Annotated in this window: 21 protein-coding genes; 17 read left to right on the forward strand and 4 right to left on the reverse strand. The window is 62.8% G+C overall.

Annotation, left to right across the window (positions count from 1 at the left end):
• The first annotated feature begins 6 nt into the window (after positions 1-6).
• The 5 genes from ACFK0J_RS05445 to ACFK0J_RS05465 are packed head-to-tail and all read left to right on the forward strand — an operon-like array spanning position 7 to position 2902.
• Positions 7-309, forward strand: coding sequence for a WXG100 family type VII secretion target (locus tag ACFK0J_RS05445; protein ID WP_378737125.1), 303 nt, complete (start codon positions 7-9; stop codon positions 307-309).
• Positions 306-1655, forward strand: a complete 1350-nt coding sequence (locus ACFK0J_RS05450; protein ID WP_378737127.1) for a hypothetical protein — start codon at positions 306-308, stop codon at positions 1653-1655. The genes ACFK0J_RS05445 and ACFK0J_RS05450 overlap by 4 nt, the downstream gene beginning before the upstream one ends.
• Complete coding sequence (locus ACFK0J_RS05455; protein ID WP_378737129.1) at positions 1656-2000, forward strand: hypothetical protein; 345 nt, start codon at positions 1656-1658, stop codon at positions 1998-2000.
• A 24-nt stretch (positions 2001-2024) separates the two neighbouring features.
• Positions 2025-2435, forward strand: coding sequence for a HEAT repeat domain-containing protein (locus ACFK0J_RS05460; RefSeq protein WP_378737131.1), 411 nt, complete (start codon positions 2025-2027; stop codon positions 2433-2435).
• Between the two features lie 59 nt (positions 2436-2494).
• Entirely contained in the window at positions 2495-2902 is a 408-nt protein-coding gene (locus tag ACFK0J_RS05465) for a hypothetical protein (protein WP_378737133.1), read from the forward strand.
• 61 nt (positions 2903-2963) lie between these two features.
• Here ACFK0J_RS05465 and ACFK0J_RS05470 read toward each other — a convergent pair whose 3' ends face one another.
• From ACFK0J_RS05470 to ACFK0J_RS05480, 3 genes are all read right to left on the reverse strand, one after another.
• Positions 2964-4097 carry a helix-turn-helix domain-containing protein gene (locus ACFK0J_RS05470; protein WP_378737135.1) on the reverse strand — a complete coding sequence of 378 codons (1134 nt, stop codon included), beginning with the start codon at positions 4095-4097 and terminating at the stop codon, positions 2964-2966.
• A gap of 589 nt (positions 4098-4686) precedes the next feature.
• Positions 4687-5340 carry a Uma2 family endonuclease gene (locus ACFK0J_RS05475; protein WP_378737137.1) on the reverse strand — a complete coding sequence of 218 codons (654 nt, stop codon included), beginning with the start codon at positions 5338-5340 and terminating at the stop codon, positions 4687-4689.
• 94 nt (positions 5341-5434) lie between these two features.
• Positions 5435-5836: a nitroreductase family deazaflavin-dependent oxidoreductase gene (locus ACFK0J_RS05480; RefSeq protein WP_378737139.1), complete on the reverse strand. Its 402-nt coding sequence runs from the start codon at positions 5834-5836 to the stop codon at positions 5435-5437.
• Between the two features lie 87 nt (positions 5837-5923).
• On the opposite strand from ACFK0J_RS05480, the gene ACFK0J_RS05485 reads away from it, so the two are divergent.
• Complete coding sequence (locus ACFK0J_RS05485) at positions 5924-6502, forward strand: TetR family transcriptional regulator (protein ID WP_378737141.1); 579 nt, start codon at positions 5924-5926, stop codon at positions 6500-6502.
• Between the two features lie 39 nt (positions 6503-6541).
• Here ACFK0J_RS05485 and ACFK0J_RS05490 read toward each other — a convergent pair whose 3' ends face one another.
• Positions 6542-6739 (reverse strand): hypothetical protein, encoded by a 198-nt coding sequence (locus ACFK0J_RS05490; RefSeq protein WP_378742648.1) that lies wholly within the window; start codon positions 6737-6739, stop codon positions 6542-6544.
• Between the two features lie 633 nt (positions 6740-7372).
• Between ACFK0J_RS05490 and ACFK0J_RS05495 the strand changes: the two genes are divergently transcribed.
• The 11 genes from ACFK0J_RS05495 (at position 7373) to map (ending at position 13822) form a co-directional block, all read left to right on the forward strand.
• The gene (locus ACFK0J_RS05495) at positions 7373-7576 is read left to right on the forward strand and encodes a CopG family transcriptional regulator (RefSeq protein ID WP_378737143.1); all 204 of its coding nucleotides are present in this window, start codon (positions 7373-7375) and stop codon (positions 7574-7576) included.
• The gene (locus tag ACFK0J_RS05500; RefSeq protein ID WP_378737145.1) at positions 7573-7944 is read left to right on the forward strand and encodes a type II toxin-antitoxin system death-on-curing family toxin; all 372 of its coding nucleotides are present in this window, start codon (positions 7573-7575) and stop codon (positions 7942-7944) included. Before ACFK0J_RS05495 ends, ACFK0J_RS05500 begins: the two co-directional genes overlap by 4 nt.
• Positions 7945-8229: 285 nt before the next feature.
• A complete protein-coding gene (rpsH, locus tag ACFK0J_RS05505; protein ID WP_014981717.1) occupies positions 8230-8628 on the forward strand; it encodes a 30S ribosomal protein S8 in 399 nt (132 codons plus the stop codon).
• A gap of 14 nt (positions 8629-8642) precedes the next feature.
• Positions 8643-9182: a 50S ribosomal protein L6 gene (rplF, locus tag ACFK0J_RS05510; protein ID WP_378737147.1), complete on the forward strand. Its 540-nt coding sequence runs from the start codon at positions 8643-8645 to the stop codon at positions 9180-9182.
• A 2-nt stretch (positions 9183-9184) separates the two neighbouring features.
• Positions 9185-9592 carry a 50S ribosomal protein L18 gene (gene rplR, locus ACFK0J_RS05515; protein WP_246634347.1) on the forward strand — a complete coding sequence of 136 codons (408 nt, stop codon included), beginning with the start codon at positions 9185-9187 and terminating at the stop codon, positions 9590-9592.
• 28 nt (positions 9593-9620) lie between these two features.
• Entirely contained in the window at positions 9621-10286 is a 666-nt protein-coding gene (gene rpsE, locus ACFK0J_RS05520) for a 30S ribosomal protein S5 (RefSeq protein WP_218473758.1), read from the forward strand.
• Positions 10286-10465 carry a 50S ribosomal protein L30 gene (gene rpmD / locus ACFK0J_RS05525; protein ID WP_218473760.1) on the forward strand — a complete coding sequence of 60 codons (180 nt, stop codon included), beginning with the start codon at positions 10286-10288 and terminating at the stop codon, positions 10463-10465. The genes rpsE and rpmD overlap by 1 nt, the downstream gene beginning before the upstream one ends.
• Position 10466: 1 nt before the next feature.
• Positions 10467-10910, forward strand: coding sequence for a 50S ribosomal protein L15 (gene rplO, locus ACFK0J_RS05530; RefSeq protein WP_014981722.1), 444 nt, complete (start codon positions 10467-10469; stop codon positions 10908-10910).
• A gap of 181 nt (positions 10911-11091) precedes the next feature.
• A complete protein-coding gene (gene secY / locus ACFK0J_RS05535) occupies positions 11092-12411 on the forward strand; it encodes a preprotein translocase subunit SecY (protein WP_378737150.1) in 1320 nt (439 codons plus the stop codon).
• Complete coding sequence (locus tag ACFK0J_RS05540) at positions 12408-12953, forward strand: adenylate kinase (RefSeq protein WP_218473764.1); 546 nt, start codon at positions 12408-12410, stop codon at positions 12951-12953. Before secY ends, ACFK0J_RS05540 begins: the two co-directional genes overlap by 4 nt.
• A gap of 71 nt (positions 12954-13024) precedes the next feature.
• Entirely contained in the window at positions 13025-13822 is a 798-nt protein-coding gene (gene map / locus ACFK0J_RS05545; protein WP_378737152.1) for a type I methionyl aminopeptidase, read from the forward strand.
• Positions 13823-13958 lie beyond the last annotated feature (136 nt).

Raw genomic sequence — 13958 nt, forward strand, 5'->3', positions numbered from 1 at the left:
AATCCCATGACTGCTGAGACTCCAGCATTTTCGGTCGAACTCGACAAGCTCGAGGAGTTGGCCGCCCGAATGCGCGCCTACAAAGCGGCCGTTGCCGATCGTCTGGCGCAACTCGAGGCGAAAGCCAAAGAAGTCGAGGGCGTGTGGGTCGGCGATGCGGCGGTTGCCTACAGCGAGGCGCACCGGGAATGGGTGGCCGGGGTTACCGATATGCAAGACGGCCTAGCGGCTCTCCAGGATGCCCTGAAGAAGGCGCACGAAAGCTACACCACCGCCGGAGCCCAGGCCCTACGGATTCTCGGCGTATGAGCGACAAACTCGAGGTCGACCCCAAGGTCTACTACCAGGCCGCCATCAACTGCTTCGACGCCGCCGCCGCACTGAACGACAGCTTCAAATACGTCTTCGGCGAACTCAACAGCTGCGGACAGATGGCAGGCCGAGACGAAGACGGCCGCGCATGGGCAGCCTCATACGACGAGTCGGCCCGCGAAGCCGTGTCGTTCTTCGACCAGACCTTTTCGACCCTGCGCGCATACGGCACCGCCCTCAACGACATCGGTTTCGAACACGCCAAATCCGATGCCGCCCTGAAGGGAACAGCGCAGCCGGACAGACCGCAGGACAAGGCCTCGACAGTGACCTTCGGGCCTTATGCGCTTCCGGCGTCAGCCGCAGGAGGAACCCCGCAGGGCCTGGCGCAAGCGTCCATCGAAGTACTCGACGCCATCAATTGCCCACTCCCGGACGGCAATACCGACACCCTCGCCAAGGCAGCCGATGCTTGGGATCGGCTCGGCACGATCTACCAGAACACCAACGCCAAAGACAAGATCACCATCGCGGCAAGCCTTTTCGACGGGGTCACGTCCAGGGATGCGGTGCAGGTTCGGGAGGACCTGAAAACCCTGGAGACCTCCATCGGAGCTCTGCTCGACACCTGCAAACAGATCAGCAAGACCTGCATCGACTACAAGGAATCGATCGAAGAACTCCGCAACGAGGTCAAAGGCTTCATAGAAGCCATCATTCAGGAAGCCGCCATCAACGTAGCGGTCACCGTCATCGCCACCTGCCTCACCGGCGTCGGCGGCGTGATCGCCGGCGCCAAAGCCGTCGAGTCGGCACGACGCTGGGCCGTGAAGATCAAAGGAACCGTCACCGCCTGGCGCGCACGTAAAGCCTTGCAGCTCAAAGGACTGGCCGACGATGCCAAGGCCGCGATGGCGAAGGCGAAAAAGGCTGTTACAGACCTACGCGATCGGCTGCGTGGAAAGCATGGCAGCGATGTGAATGTCGCACCCAAAACGCAGCCGAAGGCCATCGTCGACGATAAGAAGTTCGACTACCTCTTTGGTAAAGCAGCGGACGATTCCCACAATACGCCGAGGTCACTGCAAAATCTCTCGCAGCTGAATCGTGTTGGTGTGTACGACAATACAGCTGGAAGGGATCTGCTCAATCGTCATTTTGATGATATCGTCAGGGTGGACAACAATATCTCTCGCACCTTCTCCAATGAGTATGGAGAGTTCCAAGTGAGGGAATCGCTCTTTGTCGGCCCAAATGGTATCTTGAAGTTCGAAACTACCTGGCAGAGTACACCAGAGGGTTTACGCTTGACTACTGTGATTCCGAAGGGTGGAGGAGGATAAATGTCCAACTATGAGTTCATTGAGCCGGAGGAATCAGAATTCCTGGAGACATTCGGGGCGGAGCGTATAGCGATTCCAGGAGCAACTGCCTCATTTCTGGTGAATATCGTTGCAGACGACCGAAACAAGCTGGAGCTGTCGTACGATGTAATTGCCCGCTCTGTCCGTGTCCGATGGGTTCAGGACTCAGCACTTCTTGCTGACCTCTTTCGTGAACAGGTGAACCGTATCGCGGTCGATAAAAGTGGGGTTATCAGAATCTCCACGCAAGGAGCTGATTTGTCTGGCGAGCTAACGGTCGAGGTCTATCCGGTTCGGATCGCCGACGTGTTCCTGGCCCGCTGATCTGAGAGCTGGATTCGACGGTCTATGCCTGAGGCGAAATATCACGTGGAAGTATTTGATCGGTCGCAATCGCCTGAATGGGAGGTAAGGCGAGACGCCGCGAAAGCGCTCGGTCAGCTACTTCCGGCCGTAAAAGCGTTAGGCAGATTGTCCGAGTTGCTCGATGACGATGATGTGGCGGTGGAGCAGGAGGCGGCGGAGGCCCTCATTCGCTACGGTGGGCGGGATGGCCTGCTCGCGGTGCTCGAGGCGTTGGGCCGCCGTGCGGAGGACCCAGACGCCGACTACCTCGCACATCGGTTGCGAGAGCTCGAGATCTTTGATGGGATACCAGTGCGGCAGCGAGCCCGTGAAATTGGACAGAAGTATACGGCCGGATTAGTCGCTGATGGGATTCGGCAATTGGAAGAACTTATGGACACCACCGATCATTGATGCAACGAGCAGCCGAACCTGACTCTGTTCGATTGGCCTTGCTTCGAGGAGATTTCGTAGTGAAAACCGATGGCCCCGAAACGTTGTCGAAGATTCTGGCAGACTCCAGGAGCGGTGACAATATGACCAGGGTCAATGCGATTCCCGAGCTCGGCCGATACGTCGATTATCGCAGCGCGCGCGAGCGTCTTGAAGAGATCATGTTGAACGATGAGATCGTGACCATGCGCGTTGACGCTGCAGAACAGCTTGCCCGGTGTGGCGGGGAACGTGGACTCCTTGCGGTATTGAACGAATTGGGACGGCGTCACAACGAGCCTGATGTCGACTACATTGCTTACTGCCTATATGAACTAGATGCCAGCGGTGAACTTCCCATTATCGACATCATCACTGCCGTTCAGGGCGATCTGTCGTCCGACGGATCGGTAGGATTCGAGGACCTGAAGCGTTTGAGAGGGCAGTAGGCGGTGTGCCGCCAAGGCGTACGCGATGGCGACAATCGAAGCGGCCTATCTCGGCAAGACCTCAGGTCGGGTAGGTGTCGCGGAAGGCTTCGCGAACGATGGCCGCGTCTGGTGCGCCACGAGTTTCGATGCCGGCGACCACTTCGGCGACGCGCCAGTAATTGGACGGGACCAGTCGGCCGGACGTGACCGCGGCCAGCGCAACGTGGGCCGCTTCATCCGGCTTGTCGGCCGCAACGAGGGCCAACCCCAAATCAAGGTTCGCCGATGCGATACGGCGTGGACGGACTGACTCGGCGCGAGCGAGATCTGCGAGGACGTGTCGAGCAAACGGTTCGGCTGCGGGATCGCCGAGCCATGCAAGCGTTGTTGCGACGTAGGCATCCGACTTGGCGGGGTCGTAGCGGAAGTGATGTTCGGGTCGGTCGGGTTCGTCCATCCTGGATACGAGCCGGGCGACCCTGCGCAGCGCACTGTAGGTTCCTTTGCTGTCGCCGAGGCGCGCGAGCGCCCGCCCCTCTTGCGCCGTCGCTTGGATGAAGACCGAGCTATCTTGCGGGGCAATCGCCTGTGCAGCCCGTGAAAGCTCAACCGCCGCAGCATGATCACCAGCGGTCAGTAGCTGCCACGCTCGCGTCTCGAGGCACCACGCCGTAATCTCCGGATGCTCCGCTTCGTTGGCGACATCTCGTGCCAAGTGTCCCCGCGCCGCTGCGGCTGACAGTTCTCCCAGGTCAATGTGGCACGTGCAGGCCAGCAGAGCGAGCCAGCCCACGGCGACCATCAGCCGTCGATGTTCAACCAAAGTCTTCTTGCCGTCCATCAAACGCCCGGCGTAGCCGAGATGCTGTCCCACCCGGACGAGCAACTCATCGGGTGGGGTGGTCGGGTAGGCCGATGCCAAATCGTCGACCGCCGTTTCCAGCCGATCGAGCGTGCCATCGCTGACGTCCGATGCGGTGACCCGCCGGATCCATTCCAACGTGGCCTGTTCCCCGTTCGTGGATTCGTCGGAGGTAACCGAACCCGCGCCTAGCACTAGTTCATATGCGGCCACTATTTCCGGTGTGACGGGGCGCTTTCCGGTTTCGACCAAACTCAAGTACGACGGCGCGAAGTGAACATGAAACGCCATGCGGCGCAGGCTTTTCCCGGCCGCCACCCGGGCGGCTCGCAACCGTTCACCGTCAGACATCCGCACGCCCTGCGCTCTGTGAACACCAGCAAACACCGAATCCGTATGAATCGCGTCCCGCCTGGCCCACGCTACTACTCAGCGCCCGATGCCGGATAGATGCCGTTGTCCCTCATCTGCACATCGACCGGCAGTCAGCCGCGAAGTCGTGGCGAAAGCCCCGGCGTTGGGTGCCATCAAATGACAGCTGACACGGGAGGGGTGAAATGCGGTGGGGTTCAACTGGTGGCGGGAAGCTGAACCGGACGGCACGTCCGTGCAAGAGATTGCCGACCGTGTCCAGGCCGAATGGCGAGCCGAGCGGCGACGGATCGCGGCCAAGGGTGCTCGGCCCGTAGGACCGCACGAGGCACCGGAACAGCCACTGAGCGTGTCCGACGCGCACTGGACCATGCAGCGGCATCGCGGGTGCAGCGCCGATGAATGCCCGCGTAAGGCGGCGGCGCGGCGAACGTTGATCGAAGCCGGGCGCATGAAGCCGGACACATCCCGGGAGTGCTGATCGGCACTGGCAGTCCGGGGGAATAGCGCTCGGATCAGGGGCCTCGCTGTCATTGTCCAGCTACGGAGCCAGCTATGTTGCGGCAGTTCAGAATTCGAGCTCAGTCCAGGGGATGTGGATTTGGAAGGGGAACTCGATGTCGATCGCGGTGGAGTCTTTCGGTGTCCACTTGCCAGTCAGCAGGTAGTTGGCTGGGTAGAGCGGATGCACCCCTGCGGGGAGTTGGCCGTGTGTCGTCTCGAGCGCGAAGGCGCGAATCATCGCGATCGCGCTTTTCTCGCGCTCCAACGTGACCTCCCAATACCACGGGATGCCGGCTTTGGCGTAACGCGCCTTCTTCTCGTCGATATCGGTCTGCGTGTTCGATGGTGAGAGGACTTCGCCGGTCAAAAGAACTTCGTCGGCGCGAACGTCCTGGTATGGGTTCGGAAGGCAGCGATGCACAAGGAAGTCCGGGGTCATGAAATCGGACTTTCCCGACGTGCCGAAAAAGATGTTCGTCTCCGTGTGAACACGCCAACAGTGCTGCGGGTTTGCGGCCATGTCCTCCCGAGCGCACCGTCGCAGGCCGCTCCACAGCAGGTTGGTGAATTCCTGATGCTCGGCCGGCCCACGCCGCAGCCAAACCACCCGTCCGTCCCAAAGCTCGATCTGCCGGGCGATCTCCTCGGGCAGCTGCTCGAGCTCCTCCCAAGTCATGTATTCGGGGAGGTCAGGCTGTTCGATGCGGGGACCTGACATGGCCCAATCGTAGTCTCTACCGCAGCACGCTCGGGGGGCCTTGCTGCGTGGGGTGAACTCGGTCGGTTGAGGATCCGGTGTGTGAGGCAGGCGGTCAGCGCGGCGATTTCACTTCATGACGAATATCGACGCTGAGGAAGTCTGGGGCTGCGAGCACTCGGCGAAGCATGAAGCGGATGAACGGGGGCATGTCGGCGGCGCTCTCGTCGCGGTATACGTGTGGGTTGTCGACCTCGTAGCGCCGCCGTCTGGACTGGAGTTGGCATCCGCCTGCGGCGAGAACGTTTCGCACCCAATCGGATTCGGGGCCGTAAGTCAGCGCGATCACGTACCTGTCTCCGCGCCGGAAGGCCCACAGTGGGGTCCGGAAGATCCGACCGGATTTACGTCCACGATGTACCACCACCGCCCATCCCGGAGCCCAGGGGGCGATGAACCTGGTGAGCCGGTTGAGGCCGACCCGGTTGGCGTGTGCGACCCATCGTGGAGCAGGCATTTCAAGAACTCCTCAGTTGTGGAATTACTGCGCTCAGCGTAGCGCGACGCCCGGCAGAAAATCAACGGTTGTAGAGTTTCTGGCATCATGCCTCCGATTGGACGACGACCCGGCAAGACCGATACCCGGGAAGTGCTGCTGGCGACGGCACGCCGCAGATTCGCCGAAGCCGGCTACGACAAGACGACCGTGCGCGAGATCGCCGCGGCTGCTGGTGTCGATCCCGCGCTGATCAGGCACTATTTCGGCGGCAAGGCCGACCTGTTCCGCGCCACCATGGGTTGGCCGTTCGAGCCGACGGAGATCGCAGCACGCATAACCGATGGCGACCCGAGTGAAACAGCGGAACGACTGACACGCGTGTTCTTCGAAGCGTGGGACCGACCGGAAACCCGTGCCCCGCTGCTGGCAATCCTGCGCGGCGCCGCAACCCACGAGGAGTCCGCCAACCTGGTCCGGCAGTTCATCCAGGGCCAGATATACGCCCAGCTCGCGGCAGCCCTACCTGGCTCGGATGCGGAATTGCGGATCGACCTGGCGATGGCCCAACTCCTCGGCATCGCCTACCTGCGCTACATCTTGCGGGTAGAGCCCATCGCCTCGGAAAGTCTGGATGAGTTGATCGCGCGAGTCGCCCCGGCGATCAAGACTCATCTGGACGTCTGATTCCGGATGGGCCACTTCATGGCAGGGAGTGTCGACAACTCAGTTCTGCTGGCCCAGCAGTTCCAGCGCGCGCTGGCGCGCGCTGACTGCCAGGGCGGTTTCCCTCGCGGCGTCGGAGCCACCTTGTCCGGCGAGGTACGTGTGCAGATTGGCTTTGGCCTCGTACCAGGCGGCGCGTTCGATGGCGCCGGCCTCGGCGGTGGGGCGGCTCAGAGTCAGGGCAGTCATTTCGACCATGACGTTCACCGCGGTCCTCCTCGACAATGTTGCAGACGTTTCGGTCGGTACACCGTGACCTGCGTGCGGAGTGTTACGCCAGTCGCGAATACCCCACTAGTGTGCGCAGCTCTTCTCCTGCGCAATAGAGGTCACGTGACGTTCGCTGAGATGTCCTCTGGAGGTTGCTGGATCGCGTATGCGTGGACCTGACAGTTGGCAAGACACCCGCTTGCAGGTGCATTCCGAGGTTGTGGCGTTCGATAAACTGCAAGATTGCCAGCGGCGTCCGGCACAATGAGCCCGGCGTCGATCGCTTCTCCGGTCGAGGTTGGAGAGCAAGGCCGTGAGGCCGCCAAGCGTATCCAGCCATCTACCCGACCAGAGGCACGTCGCCGCCCAATATCTTGCGGATGAAGGTGACTGCGTCGGCTTGGGCGGGATCGTCGGTGTATGGGCGCACAGCGGCTTGGGGCTTGCCTCCGTGCGTCGGAACTAGACGAGTTGATAGCGCGAGTCACCGCGGTGATCCAGACCCATCTGCACGTTTGATCCCACCAAGGATGCTTAACAACTTGCGACGGATGTCCGACCCACGATGTCGCCTCTGCGGCGTGGGGCCATTATGGGGCCATTGAGAGTGTGGTCGGAGTCATGACGACGATCAACTATCGCACCGACGATGAGACGAACAACTTGCTCCGTGACCAGGCCGCCGCCGAGGGGGTGAGTATGAATGCGCTGATCAACAAGGCCGTGCGGGAGTACTTGGCTCGACACGCTCACCGCGACCGGGTGCGCGCGCTCGCTGCCAGTGAGGTGACTCGTTGGGCCGAACTCATGGAGCGGCTCAAGTGACTGAGTACGTCGACCTCGAGGATGTGCTGCACATCGCGGAGGTCGCGTTCGGTGGACCAGTGCAGGTACGGGATATCGGTCTCCTCGACTCTGCGGTTCACCGCCCAACTTCGGGAATGTTCGGGCAGGAAGCATACGGGGATCTGTTCGACAAGGCTTCTGCGCTGATGCAATCCCTGACCATCAATCGCCCGTTCGTTGATGGCAACAAGCGCACGGCATGGATCGCGGCAGTGGTGTTTCTGGGTCTGAACGGAGTGACTTTGCCCCTCGATGTCGACGGCGCGGAAGCATTGGTCGTGGAAGTCGCCAAAGGCGCCATCGAGGATGTTCAAGACATCAGCGCGCGATTGCGGACTTTGAAGTAGCGTCGGTAACCCCCTCGCGGCGAGCGGCCCGACCCCGATTTTGCCCCGAGCTGGGCGTTGTCTACACTAGACCGGTTGCCTGGGCACATCTGTGTCCGCAGGTCTGTGTGCAGTGACTGCATCGGCCCGCGGGCCCGCCCTGGCACCGAGAACTCATATGAGAACTCAATCCGGTCGGCAAGTGTCGGCCGGACCAGCCCCATTGCTGTAGGCCCACGGTCGGCATGCCCTGTGTATGCCCACGTTGTATGGGAACCGCGGCGAGAAAGGTGTCGAGGTCTAACCATGACCATGACTGATCCGATCGCAGACTTCTTGACGCGTCTGCGCAACGCCAACTCGGCGTACCACGATCAGGTGAAGGCTCCGCACTCGAAGCTCAAGGCGAACATCGCCGAGATCCTCAAGCGCGAGGGTTACATCGCCGATTACCGGACCGAGGACGCGACCGTGGGCAAGAGCCTCGTCGTCGACCTCAAGTACGGCCCCAGCCGTGAGCGCAGCCTGCAGGGCCTGCGCCGCGTCTCGAAGCCGGGTCTGCGTGTGTACGCGAAGTCCACCAACCTGCCCAAGGTCCTGGGCGGCCTCGGCGTGGCGATCATCTCCACGTCGACCGGTCTGCTCACCGATCGCCAGGCGGCCAAGCAAGGTGTAGGCGGGGAAGTCCTCGCCTACGTCTGGTAAGGGGAGGTAGACAAATGTCGCGTATTGGCAAGAAGCCCATCGCAATCCCGGCCGGTGTCGAGATCACCATCGACGGCCAGCACGTGTCGGTGAAGGGTCCCAAGGGCACCCTGTCGCACACCGTCGCCGAGCCGATCACCATCGCCAAGGGCGAGGACGGCCAGCTCGAGGTCGTTCGCCCGAACGACGAGCGGCAGAACCGTTCGCTGCACGGCCTGACCCGCACCCTGGTCGCCAACATGGTCGAAGGTGTGACCAAGGGCTACGAGAAGAAGATGGAAATCTTCGGCGTCGGTTACCGCGTGCAGGCCAAGGGCTCGAACCTGGAGTTCGCTCTGGGCTACAGCCACCCGGTGCCGATCGAGGCGCCGGAGGGCATCACCTTCGCGGTGGAATCGCCCACCAAGTTCTCCGTGTCCGGAATCGACAAGCAGGCGGTCGGTCAGATCTCCGCTGTGATCCACGGACTGCGTAAGCCCGACCCGTACAAGGGCAAGGGCATCCGCTACGCCGGCGAGGTCGTTCGCCGCAAGGTCGGAAAGACGGGTAAGTGATCATGGCGCAAACCGAAAACCAGATCGCCAAGCGCAAGCCGCGTGGCAAGGACGTGTCGACGACGCGTCGGCTGTCGAAGACCCGCCGTCACTTCCGTCTCCGCAAGAAGGTCGCAGGCACCACCGAGCGTCCGCGCCTGGTGGTCAACCGCTCCTCGCGGCACCTGCACGCACAGTTGGTCGACGACTCGCTGGGCAAGACCATCGCCGCCGCGTCCTCGATCGAGGCCGATGTGCGCGCGCTGGACGGCGACAAGTCGGCCAAGAGCAAGAAGGTCGGCGCACTGCTGGCCGAGCGTGCCAAGGCTGCCGGCATCGAGGCCGTCGTGTTCGACCGTGGTGGTCACGACTACCACGGCCGCATCGCGGCGCTGGCCGATGCCGCTCGCGAAGGTGGGTTGAAATTCTGATGATCAAGAACAACGGAAGGAACGTCTGATGCCGGGACGTCAACGGCGTGACGGCGGCAACGGACCCGCCGGACAGCAGAATGGCGCCGCTGGTGGCGGCGACAACCGGGACGGCCGCGGTGGCGGTCGCGACCGTCGTGGTGGCGGCGATCGCCGCGACCAGCAGGCCGAGAAGAACCAGCTCGAGCGCGTCGTCGCGATCAACCGCGTCTCCAAGGTCGTGAAGGGTGGTCGTCGCTTCAGCTTCACCGCCCTGGTGATCGTCGGTGACGGCAACGGTCTGGTCGGCGTCGGCTACGGCAAGGCCAAGGAAGTTCCCGCGGCCATCCAGAAGGGTGTCGAAGAGGCCCGCAAGAGCTTCTTCCGCGTCCCGATGATCGGCAGCACCATCGTCCACCCGGTTCAGGGTGAGGCGGCGGCCGGTGTCGTCATGCTGCGCCCGGCCAGCCCGGGTACCGGTGTGATCGCCGGTGGTGCGGCTCGTGCCGTGCTGGAATGCGCTGGCATTCATGACATCCTGGCGAAGTCGCTCGGTAGCGACAACGCCATCAACGTCGTGCACGCGACGGTTGCGGCACTCAAGATGCTGCAGCGTCCGGAAGAGGTCGCGGCTCGCCGTGGCCTGCCGCTCGAGGACGTTGCCCCTGCGGGCATGCTGCGTGCGCGCGCCCAGGCTGCGGGAGGTGCCAGGTAATGGCAGATCTCAAGGTGACCCAGATCAAGAGCACGATCGGCGCCAAGAAGAACCAGCGTGAGAGCTTGCGCACGCTCGGTCTGCGCAAGATTCGGCAGACCGTGGTTCGTGAGGACAACCCGCAGAACCGGGGACTCATCAACGTCGTGCGCCACCTCGTGACAGTTGAGGAGGTCTGACATGACCATCAAGTTGCATCACCTGCGTCCCGCGCCCGGTGCCAAGACCGAGAAGACTCGGGTCGGCCGTGGTGAGGGTTCCAAGGGTAAGACCGCGGGCCGTGGTACCAAGGGCACCAAGGCACGCAAGAACGTCCCGGCCGCCTTCGAGGGTGGGCAGATGCCGCTGCACATGCGGCTGCCCAAGCTCAAGGGCTTCACGAACCGGTTCCGCACGGAATACCAGGTCGTGAACGTCGGTGCCATCGCCAAGTTGTTCCCCGAGGGTGGCGAGATCGGCAAGGCCGAGCTCGTGGCCGCCGGCGCGGTTCGCAAGAACCAGCTGGTCAAGGTCCTCGGCGACGGCGAGATCGGTGTCGCGGTCCAGGTGACCGTCGACAAGGTCACCGGCGCGGCCAAGGAAAAGATCACTGCGGCCGGTGGCACTGTCACCGAGCTGGGCTGACGGTACTCTGCAATAAGTGGCACCGGACGAGTGAAAGCTCGTCCGGTGCCACTGTTAGAGTTCAAGTTGTTGTCTGCCAAGCCTCGTCATGGTTTTCAGCGTCCCCAGATGCCGGTTCGCCGGATCTGGGGTATTGCTTGAAATATCCATGTCCTGACCATGTCGTTCGCCAGGAGGATCTGTGCTTTCCGCCTTCGTATCGGCCTTCCGGACTCCGGACTTACGGCGGAAGATTCTCTTCACGCTGGGGTTGATCGCGCTGTACCGGCTGGGTGCGTCGCTGCCGTCCCCTGGTGTCGATTACAAGGCCGTCCAGGAATGCATCAAGGAAGTATCCGGTGGTGAAAACGCCGGTATCTACCAGCTGATCAACCTGTTCTCCGGTGGAGCGCTGCTGCAGCTGTCGGTGTTCGCGATCGGCATCATGCCGTACATCACCGCGAGCATCATCGTCCAGTTGCTGACCGTCGTCATCCCGCGGTTCGAGGAACTGCGCAAGGAAGGCCAATCCGGCCAGACCAAGATGACGCAGTACACCAGGTACCTGTCGATCGCGCTCGCGATCCTGCAGGCCACCGGTCTCGTCGCGCTCGCGTCTCGCGGCCAGCTGTTGCAATGCCAGCAGGACATCATCGCCGACAACGGCATCTTCGCGATGATCATCATCGTGCTGGTGATGACCGCCGGCGCCGCGCTGGTCATGTGGTTCGGTGAGCAGATCACCGAACGCGGCGTCGGTAACGGCATGTCGCTGCTGATCTTCGCCGGTATCGCCGCGCGTATTCCGATCGAGGGCAAGTCCATTCTGGACAGCCGTGGCGGTCTGGTGTTCGGCCTGGTGTGTGTCGCCGCGTTGGCGATCATCATCGCCGTCGTCTTCGTCGAGCAGGGCCAGCGCCGGATTCCGGTCCAGTACGCCAAGCGCGTGGTCGGCCGCAAGATGTACGGTGGCTCCTCGACCTACCTGCCGCTGAAGGTGAACCAGGCGGGCGTCATCCCGGTCATCTTCGCGTCCTCGCTGCTGTACCTGCCGAACCTGGTTTCCCAGCTGACCTCCTCGCAGAACAACCCCAACCCGAGTTGGTGGCAGGAGATCATCGCGAAATACCTGGTCAACCCGGGTAACCCGGTCTACATCGCGATCTACTTCGGTCTGATCGTTTTCTTCACCTACTTCTACGTCGCGATCACCTTCAACCCGGAGGAACGCGCGGACGAGATGAAGAAGTTCGGCGGCTTCATCCCGGGCTACCGCCCCGGCAAGCCCACCGCGGACTACCTCAACTACGTACTGAGCCGCATCACCCTCCCCGGCTCGATCTACCTCGGCCTCGTTGCTGTGCTGCCGAATCTGTTCCTCGATATCGGTTCGTCCGGCGGTGCCCAGAACCTCCCGTTCGGCGGCACCGCGGTGCTGATCATGGTGAGTGTCGGCCTGGACACGGTGAAGCAGATCGAAAGTCAGCTGATGAATCGTAATTACGAAGGGTTCCTCAAGTGAGAGTTGTACTGCTCGGTCCGCCGGGTGCCGGCAAGGGCACCCAGGCCGTCCTCTTGTCGGAAAAACTGGGCGTCCCGCACATCTCCACCGGGGATCTGTTCCGCGCGAACATCAGCCAGCAGACCCTGCTCGGCCGCGAAGCGCAGAAGTACATGGACGCAGGCGATCTGGTGCCGAGCGAAGTAACCAACCGCATGGTCGAGGCCCGCGTCAACGAGCCCGACGCCGCGAACGGCTTTGTGCTGGACGGCTACCCGCGCACGGTCGACCAGGCCGACGCGCTGGAGAAGATCCTCAAGGACATGGACACCAAGCTCGACGCGGTGCTGTGTTTCGTGGTGGCCGAGGACACGGTCGTGGAGCGGATGCTCGCTCGCGGCCGCGCCGACGACAACGAAGACGTGATCCGCAACCGGCTCCGGGTGTACCGCGAGGAAACCGAGCCGCTGCTGGAGCACTACGACGGACTGGTCGTCTCGGTGGACGGCGTCGGCGAGGTCGACGAGGTCAACGCGCGCGCCCTGCGGGCGCTGGGACATTGATGGCGGACGCCAGGACGTTGATGGCCCGCACCGGGGCACAGCTGCCGCGCACGATGGAGCGCTGAGGCCGGATGGTCTTCAAACGCAAGAAGAAGGTCGTGCCGTTCCGCACGGCGGGCGAACTCGACGCCATGGCGGCGGCGGGCGCGATCGTCGGCCGTGCGCTGGTCGCCGTGCGTGCGGCCGCCAAGCCCGGGGTTTCCACCCTGGAGCTCGACGAGGTCGCCGAGCAGCTCATCCGGGACGCGGGTGCGGTGCCGTCCTTCAAGGGCTACCACGGTTTCCCCGGCTCGATCTGCGCGTCGGTGAACGACCGTGTGGTGCACGGGATCCCGACCGCCGACGAAATCTTGACCGAGGGCGACCTGGTCTCCATCGACTGTGGCGCCATTCTCGATGGCTGGCACGGTGATTCGGCGTGGACGTTCGGCGTCGGCAACATCATCGAAGCCGACCGGCTGCTCAGCGAGGCGACCAAGCTGTCGATGGAGGCCGGTATCGAGGCCATGCTGCCCGGTAATCGGCTCTCCGACGTCTCGCACGCCATCGAGCTCGGCACCCGCGCGGCCGAGCGGGAGCACGGTCGCGCGTACGGCATCGTCGACGGCTACGGTGGCCACGCCATCGGCCGCGAAATGCACCTCGACCCGTTCCTGGCCAACGAAGGCGACCCGGGCAAGGGACCGAAACTCGTTGTGGGGTCGGTACTTGCGATCGAGCCGATGTTGACCCTCGGCACGACGCAAACACAGGTGCTCGACGACGACTGGACCGTCGTCACCGTCGACGGCACCCGCGCCGCGCACTGGGAGCACACGGTCGCCGTCACCGAAGACGGCCCCCGCATCCTCACCCTGCGCCCGGAGTAAGTGCCCGGCGCACAGTATCGAACACTGCGCCGGGCTTGTTTGTGCCTACGCTACGCGCCGTTGATCCCGTGCCGACCCCTCTGCACGGAGATCAAGCGGCGCAACACTATCCGCGACGCTGTGGGTCTGTGACGCT

Source organism: Nocardia brasiliensis (genome assembly GCF_042691675.1).
GTDB lineage: Bacteria > Actinomycetota > Actinomycetes > Mycobacteriales > Mycobacteriaceae > Nocardia > Nocardia brasiliensis_D.

What these genes read in the sequence shown, in the direction of transcription:
- rpmD (WP_218473760.1), top strand. Translation starts at nt 10,286, where the DNA reads ATGGCAGATCTCAAGGTGACCCAGATCAAGAGCACGATCGGCGCCAAG.
- ACFK0J_RS05490 (WP_378742648.1), bottom strand. Translation starts at nt 6,739, where the DNA reads ATGGTCGAAATGACTGCCCTGACTCTGAGCCGCCCCACCGCCGAGGCC.
- ACFK0J_RS05460 (WP_378737131.1), top strand. Translation starts at nt 2,025, where the DNA reads ATGCCTGAGGCGAAATATCACGTGGAAGTATTTGATCGGTCGCAATCG.
- ACFK0J_RS05480 (WP_378737139.1), bottom strand. Translation starts at nt 5,836, where the DNA reads ATGCCTGCTCCACGATGGGTCGCACACGCCAACCGGGTCGGCCTCAAC.
- rplF (WP_378737147.1), top strand. Translation starts at nt 8,643, where the DNA reads ATGTCGCGTATTGGCAAGAAGCCCATCGCAATCCCGGCCGGTGTCGAG.
- rplR (WP_246634347.1), top strand. Translation starts at nt 9,185, where the DNA reads ATGGCGCAAACCGAAAACCAGATCGCCAAGCGCAAGCCGCGTGGCAAG.
- ACFK0J_RS05475 (WP_378737137.1), bottom strand. Translation starts at nt 5,340, where the DNA reads ATGTCAGGTCCCCGCATCGAACAGCCTGACCTCCCCGAATACATGACT.
- rplO (WP_014981722.1), top strand. Translation starts at nt 10,467, where the DNA reads ATGACCATCAAGTTGCATCACCTGCGTCCCGCGCCCGGTGCCAAGACC.
- ACFK0J_RS05470 (WP_378737135.1), bottom strand. Translation starts at nt 4,097, where the DNA reads ATGTCTGACGGTGAACGGTTGCGAGCCGCCCGGGTGGCGGCCGGGAAA.
- ACFK0J_RS05495 (WP_378737143.1), top strand. Translation starts at nt 7,373, where the DNA reads ATGACGACGATCAACTATCGCACCGACGATGAGACGAACAACTTGCTC.
- rpsE (WP_218473758.1), top strand. Translation starts at nt 9,621, where the DNA reads ATGCCGGGACGTCAACGGCGTGACGGCGGCAACGGACCCGCCGGACAG.
- ACFK0J_RS05455 (WP_378737129.1), top strand. Translation starts at nt 1,656, where the DNA reads ATGTCCAACTATGAGTTCATTGAGCCGGAGGAATCAGAATTCCTGGAG.
- map (WP_378737152.1), top strand. Translation starts at nt 13,025, where the DNA reads ATGGTCTTCAAACGCAAGAAGAAGGTCGTGCCGTTCCGCACGGCGGGC.
- ACFK0J_RS05485 (WP_378737141.1), top strand. Translation starts at nt 5,924, where the DNA reads ATGCCTCCGATTGGACGACGACCCGGCAAGACCGATACCCGGGAAGTG.
- rpsH (WP_014981717.1), top strand. Translation starts at nt 8,230, where the DNA reads ATGACCATGACTGATCCGATCGCAGACTTCTTGACGCGTCTGCGCAAC.
- ACFK0J_RS05450 (WP_378737127.1), top strand. Translation starts at nt 306, where the DNA reads ATGAGCGACAAACTCGAGGTCGACCCCAAGGTCTACTACCAGGCCGCC.
- ACFK0J_RS05445 (WP_378737125.1), top strand. Translation starts at nt 7, where the DNA reads ATGACTGCTGAGACTCCAGCATTTTCGGTCGAACTCGACAAGCTCGAG.